Origin of the sequence: Blautia sp. OM06-15AC (assembly GCF_003481425.1) — a bacterium.
Lineage (GTDB): Bacteria > Bacillota > Clostridia > Lachnospirales > Lachnospiraceae > Fusicatenibacter > Fusicatenibacter saccharivorans.
The window spans coordinates 44,992-68,335 of the sequence record NZ_QULD01000002.1; the positions used below are offsets into that span (position 1 = coordinate 44,992).

General features: G+C 48.6%; 23 protein-coding genes. 14 read left to right on the forward strand and 9 right to left on the reverse strand.

Features of this window, described 5'->3' with window-relative positions:
• Window positions 1–11 precede the first annotated feature (11 nt).
• The 3 genes from DXB83_RS03820 (at window position 12) to DXB83_RS03830 (ending at window position 3,728) form a co-directional block, all read left to right on the forward strand.
• Window positions 12–902, forward strand: coding sequence for a carbohydrate ABC transporter permease (locus DXB83_RS03820; protein ID WP_055226220.1), 891 nt, complete (start codon window positions 12–14; stop codon window positions 900–902).
• Between the two features lie 73 nt (window positions 903–975).
• Window positions 976–2,676: an ABC transporter substrate-binding protein gene (locus tag DXB83_RS03825; protein ID WP_117804462.1), complete on the forward strand. Its 1,701-nt coding sequence runs from the start codon at window positions 976–978 to the stop codon at window positions 2,674–2,676.
• A 122-nt stretch (window positions 2,677–2,798) separates the two neighbouring features.
• Complete coding sequence (locus DXB83_RS03830; RefSeq protein WP_070103170.1) at window positions 2,799–3,728, forward strand: nucleoside hydrolase; 930 nt, start codon at window positions 2,799–2,801, stop codon at window positions 3,726–3,728.
• Between the two features lie 9 nt (window positions 3,729–3,737).
• Here DXB83_RS03830 and DXB83_RS17340 read toward each other — a convergent pair whose 3' ends face one another.
• Window positions 3,738–3,857 carry a DUF6783 domain-containing protein gene (locus DXB83_RS17340; RefSeq protein WP_368250375.1) on the reverse strand — a complete coding sequence of 40 codons (120 nt, stop codon included), beginning with the start codon at window positions 3,855–3,857 and terminating at the stop codon, window positions 3,738–3,740.
• Window positions 3,858–3,914: 57 nt separating this feature from the next.
• The gene (locus tag DXB83_RS03835) at window positions 3,915–5,207 is read right to left on the reverse strand and encodes an L-cysteine desulfidase family protein (RefSeq protein ID WP_055226223.1); all 1,293 of its coding nucleotides are present in this window, start codon (window positions 5,205–5,207) and stop codon (window positions 3,915–3,917) included.
• Window positions 5,208–5,406: 199 nt separating this feature from the next.
• Between DXB83_RS03835 and DXB83_RS16800 the strand changes: the two genes are divergently transcribed.
• From DXB83_RS16800 to DXB83_RS03850, 3 genes are all read left to right on the forward strand, one after another.
• Window positions 5,407–5,586 carry a BrnT family toxin gene (locus DXB83_RS16800; RefSeq protein ID WP_243108839.1) on the forward strand — a complete coding sequence of 60 codons (180 nt, stop codon included), beginning with the start codon at window positions 5,407–5,409 and terminating at the stop codon, window positions 5,584–5,586.
• Between the two features lie 202 nt (window positions 5,587–5,788).
• Window positions 5,789–5,983 (forward strand): hypothetical protein, encoded by a 195-nt coding sequence (locus tag DXB83_RS03845; protein WP_118697271.1) that lies wholly within the window; start codon window positions 5,789–5,791, stop codon window positions 5,981–5,983.
• Between the two features lie 136 nt (window positions 5,984–6,119).
• Entirely contained in the window at window positions 6,120–7,649 is a 1,530-nt protein-coding gene (locus tag DXB83_RS03850; RefSeq protein WP_117510029.1) for an alpha-N-arabinofuranosidase, read from the forward strand.
• 60 nt (window positions 7,650–7,709) lie between these two features.
• Here DXB83_RS03850 and DXB83_RS03855 read toward each other — a convergent pair whose 3' ends face one another.
• Together DXB83_RS03855 and DXB83_RS03860 are read right to left on the reverse strand one after the other, a co-directional pair.
• Window positions 7,710–8,012 (reverse strand): AzlD domain-containing protein, encoded by a 303-nt coding sequence (locus DXB83_RS03855; protein ID WP_022462150.1) that lies wholly within the window; start codon window positions 8,010–8,012, stop codon window positions 7,710–7,712.
• Complete coding sequence (locus DXB83_RS03860) at window positions 8,002–8,745, reverse strand: AzlC family ABC transporter permease (protein ID WP_022462149.1); 744 nt, start codon at window positions 8,743–8,745, stop codon at window positions 8,002–8,004. The genes DXB83_RS03855 and DXB83_RS03860 overlap by 11 nt, the downstream gene beginning before the upstream one ends.
• A gap of 407 nt (window positions 8,746–9,152) precedes the next feature.
• Between DXB83_RS03860 and ispE the strand changes: the two genes are divergently transcribed.
• From ispE to DXB83_RS03895, 7 genes are all read left to right on the forward strand, one after another.
• On the forward strand, window positions 9,153–10,034 hold the full coding sequence (ispE, locus tag DXB83_RS03865; protein WP_117801837.1) for a 4-(cytidine 5'-diphospho)-2-C-methyl-D-erythritol kinase: 882 nt from the start codon (window positions 9,153–9,155) through the stop codon (window positions 10,032–10,034).
• The gene (locus DXB83_RS03870) at window positions 10,021–10,734 is read left to right on the forward strand and encodes a GntR family transcriptional regulator (protein WP_055221789.1); all 714 of its coding nucleotides are present in this window, start codon (window positions 10,021–10,023) and stop codon (window positions 10,732–10,734) included. Before ispE ends, DXB83_RS03870 begins: the two co-directional genes overlap by 14 nt.
• A 145-nt stretch (window positions 10,735–10,879) precedes the next feature.
• Complete coding sequence (locus tag DXB83_RS03875) at window positions 10,880–12,412, forward strand: spore germination protein (protein WP_118697272.1); 1,533 nt, start codon at window positions 10,880–10,882, stop codon at window positions 12,410–12,412.
• Window positions 12,413–12,415: 3 nt separating this feature from the next.
• Window positions 12,416–14,152, forward strand: coding sequence for a GerAB/ArcD/ProY family transporter (locus DXB83_RS03880; RefSeq protein ID WP_118697273.1), 1,737 nt, complete (start codon window positions 12,416–12,418; stop codon window positions 14,150–14,152).
• Window positions 14,153–14,248: 96 nt separating this feature from the next.
• Complete coding sequence (spoIIR, locus tag DXB83_RS03885; RefSeq protein ID WP_118697274.1) at window positions 14,249–14,995, forward strand: stage II sporulation protein R; 747 nt, start codon at window positions 14,249–14,251, stop codon at window positions 14,993–14,995.
• Window positions 14,996–15,190: 195 nt separating this feature from the next.
• Complete coding sequence (gene murI / locus DXB83_RS03890) at window positions 15,191–16,015, forward strand: glutamate racemase (RefSeq protein WP_022462144.1); 825 nt, start codon at window positions 15,191–15,193, stop codon at window positions 16,013–16,015.
• Between the two features lie 39 nt (window positions 16,016–16,054).
• Window positions 16,055–16,507 (forward strand): DUF1934 domain-containing protein, encoded by a 453-nt coding sequence (locus DXB83_RS03895; RefSeq protein ID WP_022462143.1) that lies wholly within the window; start codon window positions 16,055–16,057, stop codon window positions 16,505–16,507.
• A gap of 148 nt (window positions 16,508–16,655) precedes the next feature.
• On the opposite strand, the gene DXB83_RS03900 is transcribed toward DXB83_RS03895, so the two are convergent.
• Window positions 16,656–17,111 (reverse strand): hypothetical protein, encoded by a 456-nt coding sequence (locus DXB83_RS03900; RefSeq protein ID WP_117510035.1) that lies wholly within the window; start codon window positions 17,109–17,111, stop codon window positions 16,656–16,658.
• A gap of 243 nt (window positions 17,112–17,354) precedes the next feature.
• On the opposite strand from DXB83_RS03900, the gene tig reads away from it, so the two are divergent.
• Window positions 17,355–18,590, forward strand: a complete 1,236-nt coding sequence (gene tig / locus DXB83_RS03905; RefSeq protein WP_158565835.1) for a trigger factor — start codon at window positions 17,355–17,357, stop codon at window positions 18,588–18,590.
• Window positions 18,591–18,828: 238 nt separating this feature from the next.
• Here the strand turns inward: tig and fucO are convergent, their stop codons facing one another.
• The 4 genes from fucO to DXB83_RS03925 form a co-directional block, all read right to left on the reverse strand.
• Complete coding sequence (fucO, locus tag DXB83_RS03910; protein WP_055226239.1) at window positions 18,829–19,977, reverse strand: lactaldehyde reductase; 1,149 nt, start codon at window positions 19,975–19,977, stop codon at window positions 18,829–18,831.
• 223 nt (window positions 19,978–20,200) lie between these two features.
• Window positions 20,201–20,782, reverse strand: coding sequence for a TetR/AcrR family transcriptional regulator C-terminal domain-containing protein (locus DXB83_RS03915; protein WP_022462686.1), 582 nt, complete (start codon window positions 20,780–20,782; stop codon window positions 20,201–20,203).
• Window positions 20,783–20,918: 136 nt separating this feature from the next.
• Window positions 20,919–22,163 (reverse strand): cytosine permease, encoded by a 1,245-nt coding sequence (gene codB, locus DXB83_RS03920; RefSeq protein WP_117804458.1) that lies wholly within the window; start codon window positions 22,161–22,163, stop codon window positions 20,919–20,921.
• Between the two features lie 66 nt (window positions 22,164–22,229).
• Window positions 22,230–23,318 (reverse strand): phosphoribosyltransferase, encoded by a 1,089-nt coding sequence (locus DXB83_RS03925; RefSeq protein ID WP_117804457.1) that lies wholly within the window; start codon window positions 23,316–23,318, stop codon window positions 22,230–22,232.
• Window positions 23,319–23,344: the final 26 nt, after the last annotated feature.

The window sequence follows — 23,344 nt, forward strand, 5'->3', positions numbered from 1 at the left end:
GGAGATCACGTATGAAAGAAAAACCATTTTCCAAATATCAGATTTTAGCAAACGCTGTCATGATTATCTGGACGCTTGCCATTATCTTACCGTTTATTCTGTTATTTATGTCTTCTATTACAGATGAAAACACACTGGTAGCGAATGGATACTCCTTCTTTCCGAAGAAGTTCTCCCTCGCGTCCTATTCCTACATCATCAAATCCGGAGGTCAGATTTTGAAGGCCTATGGAGTAAGTATTGGTGTCACGGTAGTCGGAACTCTGTTGAATGTCCTTCTGTCTGCTCTGATGGCCTATCCTTTGTCAGTAAAAAATCTTCCGGGCAGAAATGTGATGATGTTCTTCGTGTTCTTTACCATGCTGTTCAACGGCGGTATCGTTCCATCTTACATTATGTGGACAGGTACCTTCCATATCAAAGATACGATTTTTGCACAGCTGCTTCCAAACTTCCTGCTTTCTGCATGGAATGTTATGATGATTCGAACTTATTTTACCACAAGCATTCCGGATGGATTATACGAGGCGGCAGAGATTGACGGTGCAAGCCAGTTTACCATCTTCTGGAAAATCGTACTTCCGCTTGGAAAACCGATCTTGGTAACAATGGGCACCTTTGCAGGCCTTGCTTACTGGAATGACTGGACCAATGGTCTGTACTATATCGTTAAGAATACAGGTCTGTACAACGTACAGAACCTTCTGAACCAGATGGTACAGAATATTCAGTTCCTGACACAGAGCTCCAACTCGAATGTGACAGCAGCTGCATCGACCATTCCGGCAACGGGAATCCAGATGGCAATCGCATTTGTAGCAATTCTGCCAATTATGCTGATTTTCCCATCTTTCCAGAAATATTATGCAAAAGGTATCGCTCTTGGTGCAGTCAAAGGCTGATACAGATGGAATGAATCATTAGCAGCGAAAAGGGCTGCTTCGTGATAAACTTATTTTAAGGAGGAATTTTTATATGAAAAGAAAAATGCTTGCTGCTTTTCTGGCAGCGACAATGGTGGGCGGCCTGCTTGTCGGCTGCGGAAACAGTGGAGACACTTCCGGCTCATCCAAGAGCTCTTCTGGAACAACATCAACAGCATCGGCATCTGGCGAGGCAGATGCTTCCGTAACAAAAACAGAGCTTGGTGAGTATACGGAAGAAAATCCTTATCATCTCGTATTTGCCTTCGTCGAGTTCTACGAGCAGGATGACGCAGCACGTACTGCAGTACAGGATGCATTGAATGAATATATGATTCCGAAATACCATATTGAAGTGGAATTTCTTCCACTGCAGTATGCAGAATATCAGCAGACGATTCAGCTGATGATTTCCGGTGGTGATGAGCTGGATGTTATGCCAATTTATTACAGCAATGCTTCCAGTTGGATTGCAATGAATGGTATTGTCGATATGAACCAGTATATGGATACTCCGGAGGGACAGGCTATTAAAGATGTGCTTGGTGAAGCAAATGCAACGGTAGGTTCCATGAATGGTATTCTGTTCGGTTTTCCGGCACAGAAGGAATCGGTTGAACTTGGTGGTCTGACTATGAGAGCAGATATCTGTGATGAACTTGGTATCGCAGAGGAATACGGACTGGAGCTGAATCAGGATGAATACACCGGAAAAGTGTATGACTGGTCTGTTGCAACTGAAATTTTCAAGAAAGTAAAAGAAGCACATCCGGAAATGACACCTCTGTATCTGCAGGGAAGTGCAAGCCCGATGAGACGTCTTGCATTTTTCGACGAGTTAGCGGATCAGTTCGGTGTTCTGGATTGGGAGGCTGATCATGACTCCACAACCGTAGTGAACGAGTTTGAAACCGATACTTACAAAGAAGCAGTAACCCAGCTGGCGGAATGGTTTGATGCAGGATACATTTATCCGGATGCGTTGACGGATACACAGGGAGCTGCAGTTATGATGAAGGCTGGAAATACGTTCTCTTATATGTCAGCAATTAAGCCGGGCTATCTTGTTGAGGCAAAGGCATCTACAGGAACAGACTGCTATGCAATGTATTTTGGACAGGATGTAGAAGGTGGATATTCAACTACAAACGTAAGTTTTTATGATACTGGCATCGCAACCAACAGTGCGGATCCGGAAATGGCCTTTAAGTTTATCTCCGCGCTGTATACAGATCCGGAGGTTATGAATCTGTGGCAGAATGGTATTCAGGATGTAAACTATAAAGTTCTGGATGATGGTACTGCTTATTATGTAGATGGTGAAGATGCTTCTAACTTTAAATATCATCAGAATACAGGATGGTTTATGGGCAATCAGTTTAACACATACGTATGGAATGATGGTTCCAAGGATGCAAATTACTGGGATAAACTGCAGCACCATAACGACTGGGCACAGTATTCACCGGCATACGGATTTATGTGGGATTCTTCTGAATACTCTACACAGATCACAGCTCTGCAGAATGCACTGAATACGTATCGTCCAGCACTTGAGACAGGCTCTGTCGGAGTTGCTGGTGTAGAAGAAACACTCCAGAAACTGAATGATGCGCTGTATGCAGCCGGACTGCAGACTGTTATGGATGCAAAACAGGAGCAGCTGGATAAATGGCTGGATGAAAACGGAGGAGCTACAGAAACTCCGCAGTCTAACCTTGATACGATTGCAGCAGCAAAAGAAGCAAACTAACGAAAGATCAACATTAGGTATAATTAGATCTAAGGCAAATCCGCCCGGAAACCGTAAAGCTGTGCGGTCTTCGGGCGGATTGCTTTGTATGTTTTTGGCTTTTACAGCAGAAAGGATTTACTATGAAAAAAATGAATTACACATTTTCCGTGCCGGACAACAAACGCGTGCGTATGATTGTCAGCACAGACTGCAAAAATGAGGCGGACGACCAGTTCGCACTGGCACATCACCTGATGACACCGATGTTTATTCTGAAAGGCATCGTTCCGTGTCACTTCAACATGTTCTCCCGCGATTATGGCGATGGCCACACGGCACAGGCGAGCATGGACGAGGTCAATAAAGTGCTGGATCTGATGGATCGGCAGGGCGTATGCCCGGTCTGCAAAGGATCGGAATTTCCGATGAAGGACGAGCAGACTCCGGCCGTGTCGGATGGCGCAAAGCTGATCGCCGAAGAAGCCATGAAAGATGATCCGCATCCGCTGTTCATCGCCTGCCAGGGAGCACTGACCGACGTTGCCTCCGCACTTCTGATGAAACCGGAAATCGCAGACCGCATGACCGCCATCTGGATCGGCGGAGCACCGTATCCGGAAGGGGGAGAAGAGTTCAACCTCCGCCAGGATATCGCAGCTGCAAACGTTGTGATGAAATCCGGCATGAAGGTATGGCAGGTTCCGTCTACCGTATACAAGAAAGTAACAGTTTCTCTTGCCGAGCTGCAGCTTAATGTTCAGCCATGTGGAGAAATTGGAAATTATCTGTATCAGCAGATGGTAGACTTTAACAACACCTTCTATCAGTTCCAGGAATGGCCGCACGGCGAAATCTGGGGTCTCGGCGATTCTCCGACAGTTGGGTTGCTGCTGGCAGAGGTACAGCGTACCGACCTCTATGAAATGGTAGAAGCGCCGGAAATCAGCTATGAGGACATGAGCTATCACTTCACCGGAAAGAACCGCAAAATTCGCGTTTACCATGATCCGAATGCGGAGCTGACGTTGAGAGACTTTTTTGCGAAACTGAAATTGAATTATGGGATGTGACAGGGACTGCTAATCAAAATCAGAGCCTGTTTGAAAAAAGCTTTCCACAAGATGTGTGTCACAATTTATCGGAAATTTTGTTCGACAGAGGGCGTCGCAGCGGGTTTTTGTATGGACAGAAAGAGCAATATAAAAACAGCCATCTGTGCAAGTTTGTCCAGATGGCTGTCTATCGTAATACTTTCGTTATTTACACACTTCGTCAATATCCACACGGTCGATCATAATATTCAGGATTTCCGTATCGGTATCTTTCATGCCGACTCTTCCGATGTATCCCATACTCTTGATCGTATCCTCGACATCTTCCCGCACGATACCTTCGCCCGGCTGGAAACTTCTGTGATGCTGGCCCATGTAGTGGGCGAGAATAGCAGCGTCAACAGCGGATGCAATTTTCGCCGCACAGGAGGATTTTGCGCCGTCGCAGACAATACCGCCGACGTTTCCAATGGTGTTGACGATCGTCAGACTGACATCTTCATAAGTTCCGCCAGAAAGATAGGTAATGGCGGCACCGGCTCCACAGCCTGCGCTGACGGCGCCGCAGTAAGCGGAAAGACTTCCAATATATTTTTTCTGATGAACCGCAATCAGGTTGCTGACAACGAGTGCGCGGTACAGTTTTTCCTGGGAAACGTTCCATTCTTTTGCAAACTCAATGACAGGAAGGGAAACGGTCATGCCCTGGTTTCCGCTGCCGGAATTGATGACGACCGGAAGAGAGCAGCCGCTCATACGCGCATCGGAGCCTGCCGCTGCACGGGCGCGGGCGCGGATTTTTACGTCATTGCCGTATTCATTCAGCAGCGTGCGGCCAACCTGTGCACCGTATGGATGACGGAGACCTTCATCGGAAATGGCAGAGTTCATGGTGATCTGACGGTCAAGAATTTCTTTGATGTCTTCGATCTTCACAGTATCGGCAAATTCAAGAATATCCTTGACGTTCAGCACACTTTTATCAACGTATTCAGGGGAATCCTCATGAGCCGCAATCTGATAAAGTATCTCACCATCTTTTACGATGCGTGAAATCAGGGTATGACGGTTTACAATCGTTACCTCCGCGCTGTGCTCTCCGGCAATGACTTTTGCAACAATGTAGAGATTCTCTACGCCTTCTTTTAAAGTACAGGTACAGAATCCCTGCTGTACCAGTTCTTTTGTCTTTTCAATATCTGCCTCGGTCACATCTTCAAGTACTTCAAGTTCACGTTCGGCACAGCCTCCGACGACGCCAAGCGTTGCCGCAACATCAATGCCCTTCAGACCGTTGGAATTTGGAACTTTAACACCCTTTACGTTTTTGATGATGTTTCCACTGCAGCAAAGCTCGATCGATTCCGGCATCTGTCCGAGTACTTCGCGTGCTTTTGCTGCCGCATATGCAATGGCAATCGGCTCTGTACAGCCAAGCGCCGGAACAAGCTCGTTTTTTAAAATCTTTACATAACTGTCATATAATTTCTGATCCATGAAAATTCTCCTGTATAGTTTTTTATGCGTTATCAACTGGTAAATCTTGCATTTCTTTCTGATTATACTATTGATATATCACTGATAATATCAGATGTCAAGTAGAGAATTGCAATTTGTGAATTAACATCATGCATTGACGCAGAAAAGAAAAGATGATACGATAAAAACAGTAAAATACTGAAATCGGAGGTAATCATTGGAGAATAGCAAAACTGTAACATTTTCACTTGGTGGAATGATTTTCGAATATGATGAGAAAAAGAATAAAATTAATATAGAAAAACATGGAATTTCATTTAAAAGTGCTGCCCGTGTATTTTTTGATTATGATCGAATAGAATATTATGATGAGGAAAATAGTAATGTTGAAGATTGATATGATATCATAGGTGATTTATCTGCAGGGACAGCGCAAATAGAGCGTAATACAGAGATTATGATTGGAAATATAAAAAGTGATGATGTTTTGTTTGTAGTGTATACGGAAAGAATACGGAAAAATGAAAATGGGGCAGAAATAGATGTGACAAGATTAATCTCCGCAAGATATGCAACCAATTTTGAAAGGGGGCTTTATTATGGTAAATACTAAAGAAATGACAGAAAGCCTGATAAAAGAACTCGCTTTTTCAGAAGAAGAATTAAGGGAACTAAAAGCAGCAAAAGAAAAACCTATTGTATTTGATGAAGATTGTCCGGAAACGACTCCAGAACGGGCGCTAAAATTTCGACGGGTAAATCCGCCGAGGGGAGCAGACAAAAAAAGAGCATAAAAATTTGTGATCTCCGTAAAACCAGAAAATCCTAGTTTTACGGAGATCTTTTCAGAATAAATTGTATTTTCCTTTAAAGTGTCCTATACTGAAAAGTAGCAAAAATACACATCACGCTTTCATTTGGAGGATTTTTATGCAGAAGATTACGTTTCGAAAATTAGCTGGAGAAAAATATATTTACCCGGAACTGCAGGGACACTTTATAGAGTTTCTTGGCTCCTGTATTTATGATGGAATCTGGGTTGGAGAGGATTCGGAGATTCCGAATTATCATGGAATCCGAAAAGACCTTGTGGATGCATTTCAGAAGCTGCACCCGCCGGTGATCCGCTGGCCGGGCGGATGTTTTGCGGATGTATATCACTGGCGGAACGGCATAGGTCCGCGGGAGCAGCGGCCGGTTACATACAATGAAAACTTCGGTACTTTCGAGACGGATCCCAATCAGTTCGGTACGCACGAGATGATGGAATTCTGCGAGATGATCGGCGCGAAGCCATGGTTTAATATCAATATGATGACCGGCTCTCCATCCGAGATGCGAGAGTGGATGGAGTACTGTAACCGCAAAGAGCCGACGGCACTTTCGCAGGAACGAAAAACAAACGGCCATGAAAAACCGTTCGAGATTGAATACTGGGGTATCGGAAATGAAGTATGGGACGGCGGTGGAAAAATGACGCCGCAGATGTATGCGAACGAATACCGGAAATTCAGTTCCTCCTGTCCGTCGTTTGGAGGCGGCGATCAGGCATTTTCCATGAAATGCATCGCCAGCGGCCCGGATGGAAATAAGCCGAAAGAACGTGCTGCGTGGACGAAAGACTTTTTTAAGGAGATGGGAAAATACCGTATGCCATCGCTTTACGGCTATGATCTCCATTTTTACAACTGGAATCTGAAACAGCTTCAGACAGAGAAAAAGTTTGATGAAAAACAGTGGTATGATGTGATCAATGGATGCAAAGAGCTGGAAAATGTCATTCACGAGCAGCGCCGCCTGATAGACGCTGGTCTTGAGGCACTTCCGAAACCGGAGGGTCCGTTTCAGGCGGCACCGAGAAAATGTGAACTGATTGTCGGTGAGTGGGGAAACTGGCACAGCAGTGCGTTTAATGCACGCCCGGCGCTGTATCAGCAGTGTACGATGCGCGATGCCGTTACAACTGCACTGACGCTCGACATCTTCCACCGCAATACAGGGGATGTGCGCATGGCATGTGTGGCACAGTCTGTCAATGTCCTGAATTCCCTGTTCCTGACGGATGGTGAGCATTGTATTCTGACACCAAACTACGATGTGTTCGATATGTATCAGGTGCATCAGGGTGCGTATACGCTTGGCTTTGAGGAAAAGAACAAAGATCCTGAGGTCTGCATCTTTGCTTCGATCAAAAATGATGATATCTACGTCAACCTCGTAAATACAAGCTACAGCGAATCAAAGAAAATCGAATTGAAATTCAAACAGTATCCGGAATTTGTTGAGGCCAAAACACTGTACTCCCAAGATCCGCAGAACTACAACGATGCGAAACATCCGAACCGAGTCCGCTGCAAAGAAGGAAAAGCACCTGCACGGGAAAAAGACTCCTTCCAGATTGCACTGCCGGCGGCTTCGGTCAGCGTTTATCATTTCAGAAAAACAGAAACAGAAAAGTAATACATACAAAACGGGCCGCCCCGGGGAAAAGGATTGTTCTCACAGGGCGGCTCATTTCTATTACAAAAACAATTCAATCACAAATACCACGGCACAGCATGCCACCGAAACCTGAAACAGGTTTGCACCGAACCATGCGGCTGCGATGCCGACGACAAGCGCGAGTGCGCCGGAAACAGGGCTCTGTGTTGCATGGACAATCGCCGGGAAGGTCATGACTGACAGCGTCACGTATGGAACGTAGTACAGAAACGACTGAATAAACTGATTTTTAATCGGCTTCCGGATCAGCGTCAGCGGCAGAATCCGGATGGTGTAGGAAACCAGGGCCATGACGGCGATATAGATATAATTATTGTACATCAGCATTTTCCTCCTCTGTCTTTACCGGGAACAGGATAGCTCCGGCGCAGGAAATCAGAACGGTGAGCAGAATCGTTCTGGTTCCGTCGGAGAGAGTGGAGATGCCCGGGAGATAGCTGCAGATAAAGCTTAAGAAAAAGCTGACGGCAACAAGACCCGCTACCACACGGCTCTTTCGCGCCGGGGGAATGATGATTGCAAGGAACATGCCGTACAGCGCCACGCTTAAGGCACTGACAGCGCGCAGCGGCAGCAGATTTCCGGCAATAATGCCAAGAGCCGTGCCGATCGACCACGCGGGAGCAGCGACGAGAATGGCACCGTATGTATAATACGGATTCAGCCAGCCCGGGCGCGCGATTGTGATGCCAAACAGTTCATCCGTTACATCGTAACCAATGAGAAAACGGTGGAAAAACGGCGTGTCCGGCGAAAAGCGCTGGGCAAGCGCACAGCTCATCAGAAGATACCGCGCATTGGCGATGAGCGTAATGATAGCGACCTGCAGATAGCCTGCGTTGGCGGCAATCAGTGTAAAGGCAGCGTATTCTCCGGCGGAAGCATTGTTGAAAAGACTGGCGAGAAAGCCCTGAAAAGGACTAAGACCTGCCTTACGCGCTGCAATGCCGAGCGAAAACGAGACCGCAAAATAGCCAAGCCCGATCGGAATGCCATCGCGGATTCCGTTGACCAGAACCTGGCGGGAAAATGAATAAGATCTTTGTGAACTCATAAAAAGCTACTTCCTTTTCCTTCGCAGAAGCTAGAGCATGTCTGAAAAAATCATTTCCGCAATCTGAGATTCGCAGCTTACGAAAAGTTTTTTTCAGACATGCTCTGGCATCTGGCAAAAATGTTGGGGTCAAGAGATCAAAAATCCTCTTGCAAGCGAGCTTGCACCGGCTTTTTGATCTTTTGCCCTGATATCTGATGAAAATTATAGCAAGTTTCGACAGGTTCGTAAACTCTTATTTTGTTCTTGTTCGTTTCACGCAGCCACTGCTTACGCCTGCGTTTCTAAGTCTGTTGAACTGAATTGTATAAAATTATGTACAAAAACAGAAGATAACGCTTGAAAATAGAAGAAAAATCCATTAATATCTATGTATACAAAAAACATTACCGAAGGTGGTGCCTACGATGAAACTGCGTGCGCTTGCAAAAATAAATCTTGGTCTTGATGTGACCGGAAAAAGAGAGGATGGTTACCATGAAGTCCGCATGGTAATGCAGACGATCCAGATGTACGATCAGCTGGAAATAAAGGAGAGAAAAGAACCTGGCATAAGGCTGACAACCAATCTGCCGTTCCTTCCGTGTAATGACGGAAATCTCGTATACAAAGCGGCAAAGCTTCTGATGGATGAATTTGATATCCATCAGGGAGTCGATATGAACCTGACAAAATTTATCCCGGTAGCGGCCGGCATGGCGGGCGGAAGCTCGGATGCGGCAGCAGCACTGGTAGGAATTAACCGCATGTTTCAGCTTGGTCTGACAAAACGCCAGCTGATGGAGCGGGGTGTGCAGATCGGAGCGGATGTTCCGTACTGTGTGATGCGCGGTACGGCGCTGGCAGAAGGAATCGGCGAAAAGCTGACATCCCTTCCCGGCGTACCGATGTGCTACGTGCTGATCGGAAAACCGGGCATCAATGTTTCGACGAAATTTGTCTATGGAAACCTGCATCTTGATGAGGTGACGGAGCATCCGGATATCGACGGCATGGTAGAGGCGATCCGAAATCATGACCTGTACGGCATCACGGACCGCATGGGAAATGTGCTGGAATCCGTGACGTGTCCGGCGTATCCGGTGATCGATGAGATCAAGGCACAGATGATGAAAAACGGTGCGGTCAATGCGATGATGAGCGGCAGCGGCCCGACCGTATTCGGCATTTTCGACGATCCGGACAAGGCAGAATTTGCCCGCGATCAGTTAAAAATAAGCGGACTGTCGAAACAGACATTCCTGACTACAGTATCAAAACCGGGAGGTACAAAGTATGGCAAAAAATGAGTTAGACCTGCAGATGGAGGATTATCAGTACCTTCCGCTCCGCGATGTCGTGTTCCGCACGCTGCGCCAGGCGATTCTGCGCGGGGAGTTAAAGCCGGGTGAACGGCTGATGGAGATCCGGCTGGCAAATCAGCTCGGCGTTTCGCGTACCCCGATCCGCGAGGCGATCCGTATGCTGGAGCTGGACGGCCTTGTGATCATGGTGCCGCGGAAGGGTGCGCAGGTAGCACAGATCACGGAAAAAGACCTGAACGATGTGCTGGAGGTGCGGCTTGGACTGGAGGAGCTGGCGGTAAAACTGGCGTGTCAGCGGATTACAGAGAGCGAACTGCAGAAGCTTTATCAGGCATCGCGCAGCTTTGAACAAATGCTGGAGACAACAGAGACGGATGATCTGCAGAAGCTTGCACAGGCAGATGTGGCATTCCATGATGTGATTTATCAGGCGACGAACAACGAGCGCCTGATTCAGCTGCTGAACAATCTGCGGGAGCAAATGTACCGTTACCGGATTGAATATTTAAAGGATGTAAAATCCCGACGTTCCCTGGTCGAGGAGCACGATGCCCTCTATGAACGTATGAAAAATCGGGATCTTGCAGGCGCACAGAAGATGATCCGCGAGCATATCGAGCGACAGCAGGAGAGTATTATGCAGACCGTACATCACCAGAGCATGACGGGTGTAGAAGAAAAATAAAAGCGTATAAAATTTCGAAAAAGGAACATTCTGTTACAGAGTAAAAAAATCGTGACAGAATGTTTTTTTATGGAATTTTGCAGAGTATATTTCTCCAGATGGTTTTTCGGAAGCTTTCAAAAGGAGGAGAAGGAGGGACGCAGGCATGGAAAAAGAGAAGACGCAGATTTCACTCACCCTGGCGGAAAATGAAAGCGTGATCCGTACATGGTGTGAAAATTGCGATGATATTCAGATCCGCCCGATGAAACTCGGCAAAACGGGCGGAACCGGTGCGCTGCTGATCTACGTAGAAGTGGCGGTGAGCTGCGTTATGTTGAAGGATTCCGTGATCGGGAAGCTGTTGAACCGTCTGATGGAGGTTCCCGAGGCAGATATCCCGGGGGTTCTCTCGGAAAATCAGCTCGGAATTTCGGACACGCTGGAATTTGACACCCTCGAGGATGCCTTTGCCTCGATGCTGGCGGGAAACGCCGTTCTCTTTGTGGACGGTTACGACTGCGCCGTCAAAATCGGTTCGAAGGGATATCCAAATATGGGAGTCCAGAAAGCCGAGTCCGAGAAAGTGCTGCGCGGCTCAAACGAGGGCTTTTCCGATTCCGTCAAAACCAACACAGCACTCGTCCGCAAGCGTCTGCGGACCACCGATCTGAAAGTGGAGGAGATACATTTTGGTGCGCGTTCTGATACGGTTCTGGCTCTGGTGTATGAGAAAGAGCTGATTTATCCGAAATTTCTGGAAGAGGTAAAACAGCAGATTGCCGGCTGGGAAGTGGACGGCGTTTTTGACAGCGGCATGGTCGAGCAGCTCTGCGAACCGCAGTGGAAATCGCCGTTCCCGCGCTTCGAGACGACCGAACGGCCGGACCGCGCGGCGATGGAGATTCTGGACGGAAGAATCCTGCTTTTATGTGATAATTCCCCGGTCGGGATTCTCTTCCCGGCATCATTTGACAGCTTTTTAAAGGTCAGTGAGGACCGGTATCATCATTTTCTGATCGTCTCATTTGAGCGGTTGCTGCGGTATGCGGCGGTCTTTCTCGCCCTATGGATTTCGGGCGGATACCTGGCTGTCACGGGCTTTCACACGCAGGTGCTTCCGACCAAACTCCTGCTGGCGTTCGCCGAAGCGCGGAAAGGCGTTCCGTTCCCCGGCATTCTGGAAATTCTTCTGATGGAATTTGCTTTTGAACTGATCCGCGAGGCCGGTGTGCGCATGCCGGGGCCGCTTGGCGGGACGATCGGAATTGTGGGCGGACTGATCATCGGAGATGCGGCGGTTTCCGCCAATCTGGTGAGCCCGATGACCGTCGTTGTGGTTGCGGTTTCGGCGCTCTGTTCGCTGGCGATTCCGAACGAAGAGTTCGGCGCACCGTTCCGGCTGCTGAAATTTGGCTTTATTTTGCTCGGCGGATGGCTCGGCATTTTCGGCATGGTGCTCGGCACATTTCTTCTCGCGGGTCATCTCGCCGGGCTTACGAGTTTTGGCATTCCCTATCTGATGCCGTTCGTCGGGAAAGGACTTGCGGGCTACCATGCGCCGAAGGATTCCGTATGGCGGCCGCCGCTGCATCAGATGCGGGAGCGGCCGGTCTTTACAAAGCGCGATCAGAGAGTGCGGCTGCGGAAAAACAGAAAAGCTGCGGAGCCGGAAGAAAAACAGGAAAGGGGAGAGTGACGCATGTTTTCGGAAAATGACAGAATTTCACAGCGCCAGATGGAACGCCAGATCGTGCTCGTTCTGCTCTGCCCGGCGTTCTGGCAGCTCGCGGCGTACGGCGCATCGGACGGCCTGCCCGGTATGGCAGGGATTTTCGTTGGATATGGGCTGCTGGCGGTGTGGTGCATTTATCTCGTGCGCCTTGGCGGGCTTTACTGCCGCCTGGAAAGCGTGATGGGAAAGGCTGGGAAACTCCTTCTGGCAGTGATGCATCTGTGTTATCTGCTTTTCCTCGGCGGAACACTGCTTCGCAGAATGGCGGAGCTTGCCGCCGTGTATCTGACAGCGGGTGTACCGCAGGAGCTCTGCGGACTGTTTCTGCTCGCGGCGGCCGGGTTTGGTGTCGGCAGTGAAGTACAGAAAAGAGGACGGCTGGCGGAAGCACTCTATCCGTGGATTGTGGGCGGGATTTTGATTCTGCTTCTGCTGACGGTTCCGCAGATGCATTTTTCCTCGTTTGAGGATGCCTGGAAGACAGCAAAGTCTGTTGAAATTGTGGATAACGGAATACTTTTTGGGTGGAATGTGTGGAGAACACTGGAAAATGGAACACCGATTGCGCTGCTGCCGTTTTTACTGGGGCATGTGCAGAAAGAGCACAGGAGTGTCATTCTTCCGGTGACGCAGAGTATCTGGAAAACGGGGCTTCTTGTAATTGCAGGAAGCATGGCGCTGCTCGGCGTTTTCGGCCGGCGCGGCACGGCTGCGGCGCAGGACCCGCTCTTACTGTTAATGGCAGGAACGAGCCTGCCGGGTGGATTTCTGGAGCGGTTTGATATTCTGTGGATGGCATTTCTTTTGATGGGACTGCTGTTCACACTGGGAAGTCTGCTGTTTTACGTATCGCTGATCGGAGAGAAGACGGGACTGTGGAAACCGCAGAATCTCTATGTACAGATCGGTACAGTGCTTTTTATATGGCTGCTGTCATGCGCGGAAAGCGGCTGGTCGGTCCGATACGGTTACTTTCCGTTTTTCCTTGCCATCACGGTGCTGCTCGGCTTCTGCCAGAAGCATATGAAAAAACTGCGGCTTGTGTGTCTGGCGCTGGGCAGTATGATTTTCCTGTCATCCTGCGGGGCAGTAGAGCCGGAAAAGCGGCTGTATCCACTGGCGGTTGCCTTTGATTATGTGTCGGAAGAGGCGACTGCGCCGGAAAACAGTGAAACTGGGGAAGAAACCGGGACGGCGGTCAGTGAGAGCGGCGGAGAAAAGGAGACGGCTGGCGGTAAATGGCGCGTCTGGTATGCGCCTGCGAATCTTGCGGTGGTGACCGGCCAGGGAAAGGATGAGCAGGAGGAGGGAACCGACGAGGACCCCGCATCGCTGTTCTTTGAAGCGGAGACGTTTGAGGAGATTGCGCAGCAATATGACAGCACAGAGGAATATGATCTCGACACCGGACACGTCCAGGCGATTGTATTTTCCGATGCACTGCTCAGTGACCGGGGACGGATGGAAGAACTGTTGAAGTACCTGGAACAGGACCGTGCGCTTGGGCACAGTGCCTATCTGTTTCACGCAGAAAAACCAGAAGATATCATGGAGCAGAACGGAAAACAGGTGGAGTCCGTCGGTGAGTACCTGTGCGGAATTTATGACAACCGGGTGAAAAGAAAAGAGGCGGTGACACTGGCGGACTTGTGCTATGCGTTGGAAAACGAAAGGAGCATTCCGTGGATTCCGAAAGCGCCGTAAAAGGTTTAAAGTGTATGGAATATCGGAGCGGGTAGTGAGTGTCTGTGTATAAAAGTTTTGAAATCCGGCAAAACTGGAAAAAACAGGAGGCAGCATATGAATGAGAAAAAAGTACAGAGCCGGAAACGGAATCAAAATCAGACACAGAAGAAATCCAGGGACAGGCAGGCGCAGCCCCGAAATACATTTGGGAACCAGCATAGAAGTCAATTCCAGGCGGCATTTCAAATTTTCTGCCGCCGCTGGCTCCCCGTCTGCATTGCGGCGCTGATCCTTTCCGGAACCGCCAATCTTCTCCGCGAGTCCCGTCTGCAGCAGGAAGTCGCTGCAAAGATCGTGCGCTTTCACGTAAGAGCCAACAGCGACTGCGCCTCCGACCAGCAGATCAAGCTTCAGGTACGCGATGCCGTTGCCGAAGAACTGCAGACGATCCTGCACGGAGCCGAAACAAAAGCAGAAACCGAAAAAATCCTGCGTGAAAACGAGCCCTCCATCCGTGCCGCCGCCCTTCAGACGCTGCGCGCAGGAGGCAGTACTGACGATATCACCGTAACGTACGGAAAAGCCAGTTTTGAGGAAAAAGAAACGGGCAATTATATTCTCCCCGCCGGAACGTACGACGCTCTTCAGATCAACATCGGCAGAGCCAAAGGGCACAACTGGTGGTGCATGCTGTACCCGTCCATCTGCTTTTCGGATGCCCTGCGCCCCGTAAACGAGGACGGCGAAAGTGCAGAAAAAGTCGAAAAAAGCCGGATTCCGCTGCAGAATCTGTTGAGTGACGCCGCCTACCGCGAAATCCTGAAAAGTGACTGGATTTCGTTCCGGTTTTTCTGGCGTTAGGCGGATTTTTCGAAAGACTTTCAAGAGAAATGATTGCAATATTCCTCCATTCGGGTTAAAATAATGTATCAGCGACCTATTTTAACCAGGGTCGTGAAATGAAAAAAGAAATGTAAAAATTCAGATATATAATATAGAAATGAACCCCATTCGGCATGACAAAAAAGTAATGCCGGATGAAAAATGGAGGAAAGTATGAAAGCAGACAGACAGGCGCCGATCGGCGTCTTTGATTCCGGTGTCGGCGGACTGACCGTAGTGCGTGAGATTATGCGAAACCTGCCCGACGAACGAATCGTATATTTTGGAGATACCGCGCGTGTGCCGTACGGTTCCAAATCGAAGAACACCGTCATCCGTTATTCCCGCCAGATCGTACACTTTCTGGAAACCCAGCAGGTCAAGGCAATCGTCATCGCCTGCAACACCGCAAGTGCGCTGGCACTCGATACGATCGAAAAAGAGATTGATCTCCCGATCATCGGCGTGGTAAAACCGGGTGCACAGATGGCCGTCGAGACGACGCAGAACAAGCGTGTCGGCGTCATCGCAACCGAGAGCACTATTCAGAGCGGCCTCTACCAGCAGCTCATTACCGAGGCAGATCCGGCGATCACCGTTTACGGAAAACCGTGTCCGCTGTTCGTGCCGCTCGTGGAAGAGGGCTGGACAAAAGATCCGATCACCGAGGAAGTGGCGCGCCGCTATCTGGCAGAGATTCTGGATAAAGACATCGACACGCTGATTATGGGATGCACCCACTATCCGCTGTTGCGTTCTCTGCTGCGGAAAGTAGTCGGAGAAAAAGTAACACTCGTCAACCCGGCATACGAAACCTCACAGGCACTGTGCAGACTGCTGCGGGAGCTGGATCTGGAGAATCCGGGAAACGATGAGCTGGGCCGTCAGAAATACCAGTTCTTTGCAAGCGACGGCGTGGAGCGGTTCAATGCCTTCGCACATTCCGTTCTGCCGGAACAGATCAGCGATACGAAACAGGTACAGATTGAAAACTATTAAAAACGACATACAGAAAAGAGAGAGGAACACCAGAAAAGGATGGAAAAAGACGTACTCATCAGCATCCGCGGACTGCAGTATCTGATGGATGAGGAATCCGGCGAACAAGAACCGGTGGAGGTTATGACGACGGGTTCGTACTACAAGAAAAACGGCCATCACTTTCTGATCTACGACGAGGCAACCGAAGGCTTTGACATGATGACGCACAACATGATCAAATTTACGGAAAACGCCCTCGAGGTGCGCAAACGCGGCCTCATTGATGTCCATATGATTTTTGAGGAGGATAAAAAGAACATTTCGTTTTATCACACGCCATATGGCATGATCAACATGGGAGTTGCGGCGACGAAGGTCAGAATGAAAGAGACGCCGGATCAGATTTTACTGAAGGCAGAATACGCGCTCGACATCAACGACAGCTACGTGGGGGACTGCGTAATCGATATCGAGGTAAGACCGCGGGAAGGCGGAAAACTGAATTTATAAAAAAATACCCGGGAAGAATGAAAATCATTCAACTCGGGTATTTTCGCGAGCAACGAGCCAAAGTCCGGGCTTGCACGAGACCTTGGCGACTGCCGCGAAAGCAAAAAGAAACACGCAAAGCGTGTTTCTTTTTGCTTCAGATGAAATTTTATTTTTCCTCGCCGCGTGCCTTGCGGAGCATTTTCTGCCAGAAGCCGTTTTTCTTTGCCGGCTGCTCTAAAGAACCGCGGATGCCGCGAACTCCGGTGATATAGATACCGCTTACGGTAGCCTTGACTTCTTTTTTTACCGGGATCTGATCGAAGATAGCAGCGTCGCAGATCAGGGTCATGATTCTCGGACCGACTTTTGCTTTGACGATCGGCAGTTTTGCACGACGCATCATTTTCGGTGTCTGGTCGATGACCATCTGTGGAAGTCCGGAATCTTTCATGCGAAGCTTTTTCTTATCTATGATCAACATGGAGACAGTCTGTTTCATGGCCTCCATTTGTTCCTGCTGTGCGGCCTGTTTTGTCTGTGCTTTTTTACCGAAGTAATACAGCAGACCAAGGATGACAGCGATGACAGCTAATACGATTAATACGATAATCCAGGGTTTCATCCCTCTATTCCTCCTCTGCAAAAAATAATGTGGGCATCGGAACATACAATGCCAGTCTATGAACATTCTAACATTGATTTCGGCAAAACGCAAACACATTTTAGCGCAATCCAGGCGATTTTACGGTCGAAAATCATAAGAATTTCTAAAATCGGAGCCCCAGCCTTTTTTTTACCAGACAAGTATGGTAAAATGAGATTTACAACGCGCCGGGAACGGCGTAGTATGGAGGAAAATTCAAGAATGAAAAGAAAAGCAGCAGTCATGCTTCTGCTCATGACACTGGGAGCAGCCAGTGTGAGCGGATGTGGAAAAAACAATACAACAAGCAGCAGTTCCGTATCAAGCGCAAGCAGCACAAGCGCTTCCTCAGCATCCGATGCGTCGAGCGCAGGCAGCACATCGTCCGACAGCACAGCTTCTGAGGAATACGCTTCCCCGAGTGATGTAGACGGGATTCCGGTTGTCGATGAGGAAGTTGATCCGGCAGAGTGTGTAACGCTTGGAGATTACAAAAAGCTCACACTGGAAAAGAAAGTAGAGCAGGTAACGGATGATGACGTACAGACGGCCATTATGGCAGAGACAGCTGTCACCATGGACGATCCGGATGCCACCGTACAAAAAGGCGACACCGCCGATATTGCCTATGTTGGCAAAGTTGATGGCAAGGAGTTTGACGGCGGAAGCAGCGATTCCTACAATCTGGTGATCGGATCCGGTACCTTCATCGATGGATTTGAGGATGGTGTCATTGGAATGAAAACAGGGGAGACAAAGGATCTGAACCTGAAATTCCCTGACAGCTATCAGAGTACCGATCTGGCAGGAAAAGATGTTGTGTTTACCGTTACGGTAAATGCGTTTACCCGCCCGGCAGAAAACATTGACGGATGGGAGCTCGATGATGCATGGGTAGCAAAAAATACAGATTACAGTACTGTGGAGGAATACCGTGCCGGAAAACGCGCAGAGCTGGAGGCTGCAAATGAGACGACAGCGGAAAATAATCTGCAGAATGACGCGATGCAGCAGGTGGCAGACGGCTGTACGTTTCACAAAATTCCGAAATCCTATATCACCCTTGGCGAAGAAGATTACGATAAACGGTATACCGCTTATCTTCAGAATTACGGCATTTCCCTGGACGACTATCTGGAGCAGTATGCGGACAGAGCGACCTACAATCAGGAGAAAGCAACGTATGCAGGAACGATGGCAAAAAGTGCCCTTCTTCTGGATGCCGTAAAAGAGGCAGAAGGCTGGACAACAGATGACCAGGATTACCAGCAGATCTTAAACGATGAGGCAGCCAATGCCAATATGTCGCAGGAAGATTTCCTGAAGGCAGCCAATGACTATTACGGGGAAGATACGGTAGTGCGCAATATCATGATGGAGCGCATGATCAATATGGTTCTCGATAATGCAACGGTCAATACTGTGACTGTGGATGCAGACGGAAATACAGTAGAATAAAAAGAGAAATCACCCCGGAAAACAGGATAAAAATTTCTGTTTTCCGGGGTGATTTAACCGAATCAAGTAAGTCCCCTGCTTCCATTGCGAAAAGCAATAAGCAGTGGGGGGGGACTTGCTTGTATCAGGAGGAGTGCAAGCTCCTTCTGATAAACTGCGGAACAGTTATTCAGTTATGAGCAAGTAGCGAAGCGGATTGCGAATATCCGCTTCGCATGTGGGAAACGAATTGTGTTCGTTACGCCATGATTTTGCGGAACAGATCCTTCAGATCTTCTACGCTTGCATCCTTCGGGTTGCCCGGTGCGCAGGCATCTGCGTGTGCGGAATCTGCAAGGAACTGCAGATCTTCTTCTTTGACTGCCTCGAGAACAGATGGGATTCCAACGTCTGCGGACAGCTTCTTAACAGCATCAATCGCTGCTTTTCTGTACTCTTCCTGAGACATTTCGTCTACACCTGTAACGCCCATGGCACGTGCGATTTCGCGGTATTTCTCACCGGTGCACTCCTGGTTGTATTCCATAACGATCGGAAGCATCATGGCACATGCAACACCGTGTGGGGTATCATAAACAGCACCAAGGGTGTGTGCCATGGAGTGAGCGATTCCAAGACCTACGTTGGAGAAGCCCATACCTGCGATGTACTGGCCAAGAGCCATTCCTTCGCGTCCCTCTTTGGTGTTTGCGACAGCACCGCGCAGAGATTTGGAGATGAGTTCGATGGCTTTGAGATGGAACATGTCAGTCATTTCCCATGCAGCTTTTGTGGTGTAACCCTCGATTGCGTGGGTCAGAGCGTCCATACCGGTAGAAGCGGTCAGTCCTTTTGGCATGGAGGACATCATATCCGGGTCAACAACTGCGATGATTGGCATATCGTGCGGGTCAACGCATACGAATTTACGTTTTCTTTCAACGTCTGTGATAACGTAGTTGATGGTAACCTCTGCAGCAGTACCGGCTGTGGTCGGAACAGCGATGATCGGTACGCATGGATTTTTGGTCGGTGCAGTGCCTTCAAGGCTTCTGACATCCTCAAACTCCGGGTTTGCGATGATGATACCGATTGCTTTGGAGGTATCCATAGAAGAACCGCCGCCGATGGCGATCAGATAGTCAGCGCCGGATGCCTTGAAAGCTTCTACGCCGTGTTTTACGTTTTCGATGGTCGGGTTTGGCTTGATATCGCTGTAAAGCTCATAGTCGAGTCCGTTTGCGGTCAGAATATCGGTTACTTTGGAAGTAACGTTGAATTTAATCAGATCCGGGTCAGAGCATACGAAAGCTTTCTTGAAGCCGTGTGCCTTTGCTTCATTTGCGATCTCGGCAATAGCGCCTGCTCCGTGATAAGAGGTTGCATTTAAATTAATACGATTTGCCATGATTGAAAAACTCCCTTCTAAAATGAATAAATGGTTTTACTGAACTTGTTATTATATTAACAAATCCGGAAGGGAAAAAGAAAGTGACAGAAGAAGCGAAGTGTAACACTTTAAAAAAAATCGCCATTGTGACAAAAACAACAGAACAAAATTTGTGAAAAATAACCAGAGAGTGTCTGAAAAACCATTTCCGCAATCTGCAAGCCCCACTTTGACACGCGCTCTAAGAGAGCAGCTGCAGATTCCGGAACAGTTTTTTTAAGTCTTCCGGCATTGCCCGGACGAGAAGAGCTGCAAACTCGGAAGGTGTCAGATCCATGCCGGTAAGCACCCATTTTACGGTCATGGTGATGGAACCCTGACAGTACATTTCGAGAAGAAAATGCATTTCCGGTGAAACCGGACTGCCGCTTTTTTCGTGAATCAGATTTTCGTAGAACGCGAGAATCAGGTCAAAATCGTGCTCACGCAGAGAATTCTGCTTGTCGTAGCGGAAGGCAGCGGCGAAAAAAGCTTTTTCTTTCTGAATATAGGTAAATTTCTTTTCCAGACTGTCAAAAACGGTCGTTCCGCGCCCCATATGTTCGAAGGATTTTGTCAGTAATTTATCAAAGTACCAGTTGATTAGATCGTATTTGTCGAGAAAATTGCGGTAGAAGGTCTGGCGGGTAACACCGCAGATTTCACAGATCTGGCGCACGGTGATCTCTTCAACGGGTGTTGTTTTCATGCACTCCTTCATGGATTCGGCAAGACGGTATTTTGTTTTTTCTCCTTTGGGAGCAGATACGGTGGAATGGATCATCCGGGTAGTTTCCTTTCGCTTCGAAAATTGTAACTATGCAGAGTTATGCATATATTATAACGCGAATCCGAAAAAATAAAAAGCCCTGAACATGTTCCGGAGATAAGATACAGGAACATATTCAGGACGATTTTGCTTATTTTCTTTTGTTTACGGCCTGACCGACACAGTAGCATACAGCGGCAACAACCATGCCGTTGATGGAAGCGATGCCCCAGTATAAGAGGTTCGCAACAATGGCACCGAGAATGACACCGGCAACCGCAAACCAGTCTACGGTTTTAAGCTTCGGCTGATCGGTTTCAAAGTCCTTTTTGTTCATGAAGTAGGCGAGCACCAGAATCATGCCGACCGGCGGCAGGGTACAATTCAGAATGTTGAGCCAGCCGCAGAAGTTGTAGTACAGCCATACGGAGGCAACCGTTCCGATGATACCGGAAAGGAGAACCATCGGTTTTTTCCTCTGATGGAAGATGTTGGCAAGACCAAGACCTGCGGTATACAGAGCGTTGTCGTTTGTAGTCCAGATATTAAGACCGAGAACGAGAACAGCCAGGTAGAACAGGTTCAGGCGGACCATAACCTCGAAGATATCGTTTCCGCCGACAAAGATCGAGGAAACGGCACCGAAGAAGAACATCAGGGAGTTTCCGATGAAGAAGGCCACAACCGTGGTGATGGCACCCGCTTTTCCGTCCTTTGCAAAACGTGCGAAGTTCGGGGTTGCGGTTCCGCCGGAAACGAAGGAGCCGATGACAAGACCGGCACCGCCGATGATAGTCAGAGATCCGCTGGATTTGGCAAACTGATCGATGATCGTTCCGTCGCCTCTCATTACGGCCATGACCATGGCGATCGTTCCGAGAATGGCAACACTTGGTACAGCGATATAGCTGACGATGGTCAGAGATTCAATACCAAAATAGGCAGAGGCGGTCATGCAGACGCCGGCAAGAAGAACAAGTCCCCACTGTGCCGCAGTGCTTCCGCCGAGCAGCTCCTTGGAAACCGGAATTGCAAACATGGCAAGACCGACACCAAACCATCCGATCTGCGTAAAGCTGGTCATGGCTGACGGCAGATAGGAACCTTTTTCGCCAAAGGCTCTCTGGGACAAAAGATCAAGTGACAGACCGGTTTTTGCACCGACGTAGCCGAGCAGACCGGTATAAATACCAAGAATGATTCCACCAAGGATCAGTGATCCCAAAAAGCCCCAGAAATCGAGGCCGTCAGCGAGCTGCTGGCCGACCCACATGCTTGCCGAGAAGAAGGTGAAGCCAAGCATGATCATAAACATGGTTACTACATTTTTCCGGGCAGAAGACGGAACCGCGCTGTCCGCGAAGTCAACATCTTTTACTTTCTTTTCTTTTTCCATAATATCTCCTGAAAACTGTGATTACGGTTCGCCGAAATTCAGCGAACCGTAAGAAATGGTTTTTTGTTACAGCATGTATTTGCGAAGTGCTGCGGTAAACTCTTCAATTCGTTCAGCCGCAATTTCTTTCAGGGTAGCATCGCCAAGGCTTGCAATATAGCCTTTTTCCTGGCGGTACAGCCATTTGGTCACACGTTCATCGATTTCTTCATAGTGATTGATGTGAATCCACTCTTCGTAGGATGCGCCAAGCGGGCAGCCGAGCTTCTCCTCGAGCAGTCTGGTGAAGTCGATCCGGTCGGCCTTCTCCAGCATTTTATTCCAGAAATCGAGAACCTCCTCGACATGCTCATGGATTTCATAGCGTCTTGCACCGCCATCGTAGATGATGCATTTTTCAAACAGAGGATCGCGCATGGAAAGCGTTTCTCTTCGGAACTCCGGTGCAATGATACCGTCTTTCCAGTAGAAATCGACATCCGGCAGATTGATTCCAGATACGCCCCTGTCCTGATAGGTGCTGAAGATTCCTTCGTAATATACGGTGATAAAGCCTTCAAACTCCGGCCAGAACTCGCGGATTTCTTTTGTGAGACGTTCCAGAATTTTGATTCCGGTTGTGCCGCCGATCGTAAAGATGATAATGTTGCGAAGGGAAGCACCGTGCTCACGGTAGAAATCGGTTACGTAGCGCAGGCAGTGGATCAGCGTTTCACCCGTTGCGATGATATCGCCGATCAGAAGTGTACTTCCCGGAACCATCGTCAGCTTGCTGTATTTGATTTCCAGCCCTGCGATTTCTTCCTCTTTAAAGACGCGCTCACTTGACAGAAAACTGATGTCATGTACACGAATGTGCTCACGGTAGCAGCTTTCCTCCAGCGGATAATTCAAAGCGCCGCGCAGGATGGAAAGGATGTTGGCTGCGGTTACCTTTCCCTGCTCTTTAAAATAATAAAGCATCTGTGAAGTAGACGGAATCAGGCAGTGATAAACCTCATATCCGACAACCTCCGGTGTGTTCAGAAGCTTTCTTGTCTCTGCTTCGGAAACGACATAGTATTCGTTCTCATAATCGCCGCCTGCGAGGCGATAGCAGTCCACGCCCTGTTCCGAAAACTCCGGCACCAGTTTTACTTCATTCCATTTTTCCATTCAAAAGTTCCTCCCGGTTTTCCCTC

Coding starts and splice junctions, on each gene's coding strand:
- DXB83_RS03820 (WP_055226220.1), top strand. CDS start 12: ATGAAAGAAAAACCATTTTCCAAATATCAGATTTTAGCAAACGCTGTC.
- DXB83_RS03825 (WP_117804462.1), top strand. CDS start 976: ATGAAAAGAAAAATGCTTGCTGCTTTTCTGGCAGCGACAATGGTGGGC.
- DXB83_RS03830 (WP_070103170.1), top strand. CDS start 2,799: ATGAAAAAAATGAATTACACATTTTCCGTGCCGGACAACAAACGCGTG.
- DXB83_RS03835 (WP_055226223.1), bottom strand. CDS start 5,207: ATGGATCAGAAATTATATGACAGTTATGTAAAGATTTTAAAAAACGAG.
- DXB83_RS03845 (WP_118697271.1), top strand. CDS start 5,789: ATGGTAAATACTAAAGAAATGACAGAAAGCCTGATAAAAGAACTCGCT.
- DXB83_RS03850 (WP_117510029.1), top strand. CDS start 6,120: ATGCAGAAGATTACGTTTCGAAAATTAGCTGGAGAAAAATATATTTAC.
- DXB83_RS03855 (WP_022462150.1), bottom strand. CDS start 8,012: ATGTACAATAATTATATCTATATCGCCGTCATGGCCCTGGTTTCCTAC.
- DXB83_RS03860 (WP_022462149.1), bottom strand. CDS start 8,745: ATGAGTTCACAAAGATCTTATTCATTTTCCCGCCAGGTTCTGGTCAAC.
- ispE (WP_117801837.1), top strand. CDS start 9,153: ATGAAACTGCGTGCGCTTGCAAAAATAAATCTTGGTCTTGATGTGACC.
- DXB83_RS03870 (WP_055221789.1), top strand. CDS start 10,021: ATGGCAAAAAATGAGTTAGACCTGCAGATGGAGGATTATCAGTACCTT.
- DXB83_RS03875 (WP_118697272.1), top strand. CDS start 10,880: ATGGAAAAAGAGAAGACGCAGATTTCACTCACCCTGGCGGAAAATGAA.
- DXB83_RS03880 (WP_118697273.1), top strand. CDS start 12,416: ATGTTTTCGGAAAATGACAGAATTTCACAGCGCCAGATGGAACGCCAG.
- spoIIR (WP_118697274.1), top strand. CDS start 14,249: ATGAATGAGAAAAAAGTACAGAGCCGGAAACGGAATCAAAATCAGACA.
- murI (WP_022462144.1), top strand. CDS start 15,191: ATGAAAGCAGACAGACAGGCGCCGATCGGCGTCTTTGATTCCGGTGTC.
- DXB83_RS03895 (WP_022462143.1), top strand. CDS start 16,055: ATGGAAAAAGACGTACTCATCAGCATCCGCGGACTGCAGTATCTGATG.
- DXB83_RS03900 (WP_117510035.1), bottom strand. CDS start 17,111: ATGAAACCCTGGATTATCGTATTAATCGTATTAGCTGTCATCGCTGTC.
- tig (WP_158565835.1), top strand. CDS start 17,355: ATGAAAAGAAAAGCAGCAGTCATGCTTCTGCTCATGACACTGGGAGCA.
- fucO (WP_055226239.1), bottom strand. CDS start 19,977: ATGGCAAATCGTATTAATTTAAATGCAACCTCTTATCACGGAGCAGGC.
- DXB83_RS03915 (WP_022462686.1), bottom strand. CDS start 20,782: ATGATCCATTCCACCGTATCTGCTCCCAAAGGAGAAAAAACAAAATAC.
- codB (WP_117804458.1), bottom strand. CDS start 22,163: ATGGAAAAAGAAAAGAAAGTAAAAGATGTTGACTTCGCGGACAGCGCG.
- DXB83_RS03925 (WP_117804457.1), bottom strand. CDS start 23,318: ATGGAAAAATGGAATGAAGTAAAACTGGTGCCGGAGTTTTCGGAACAG.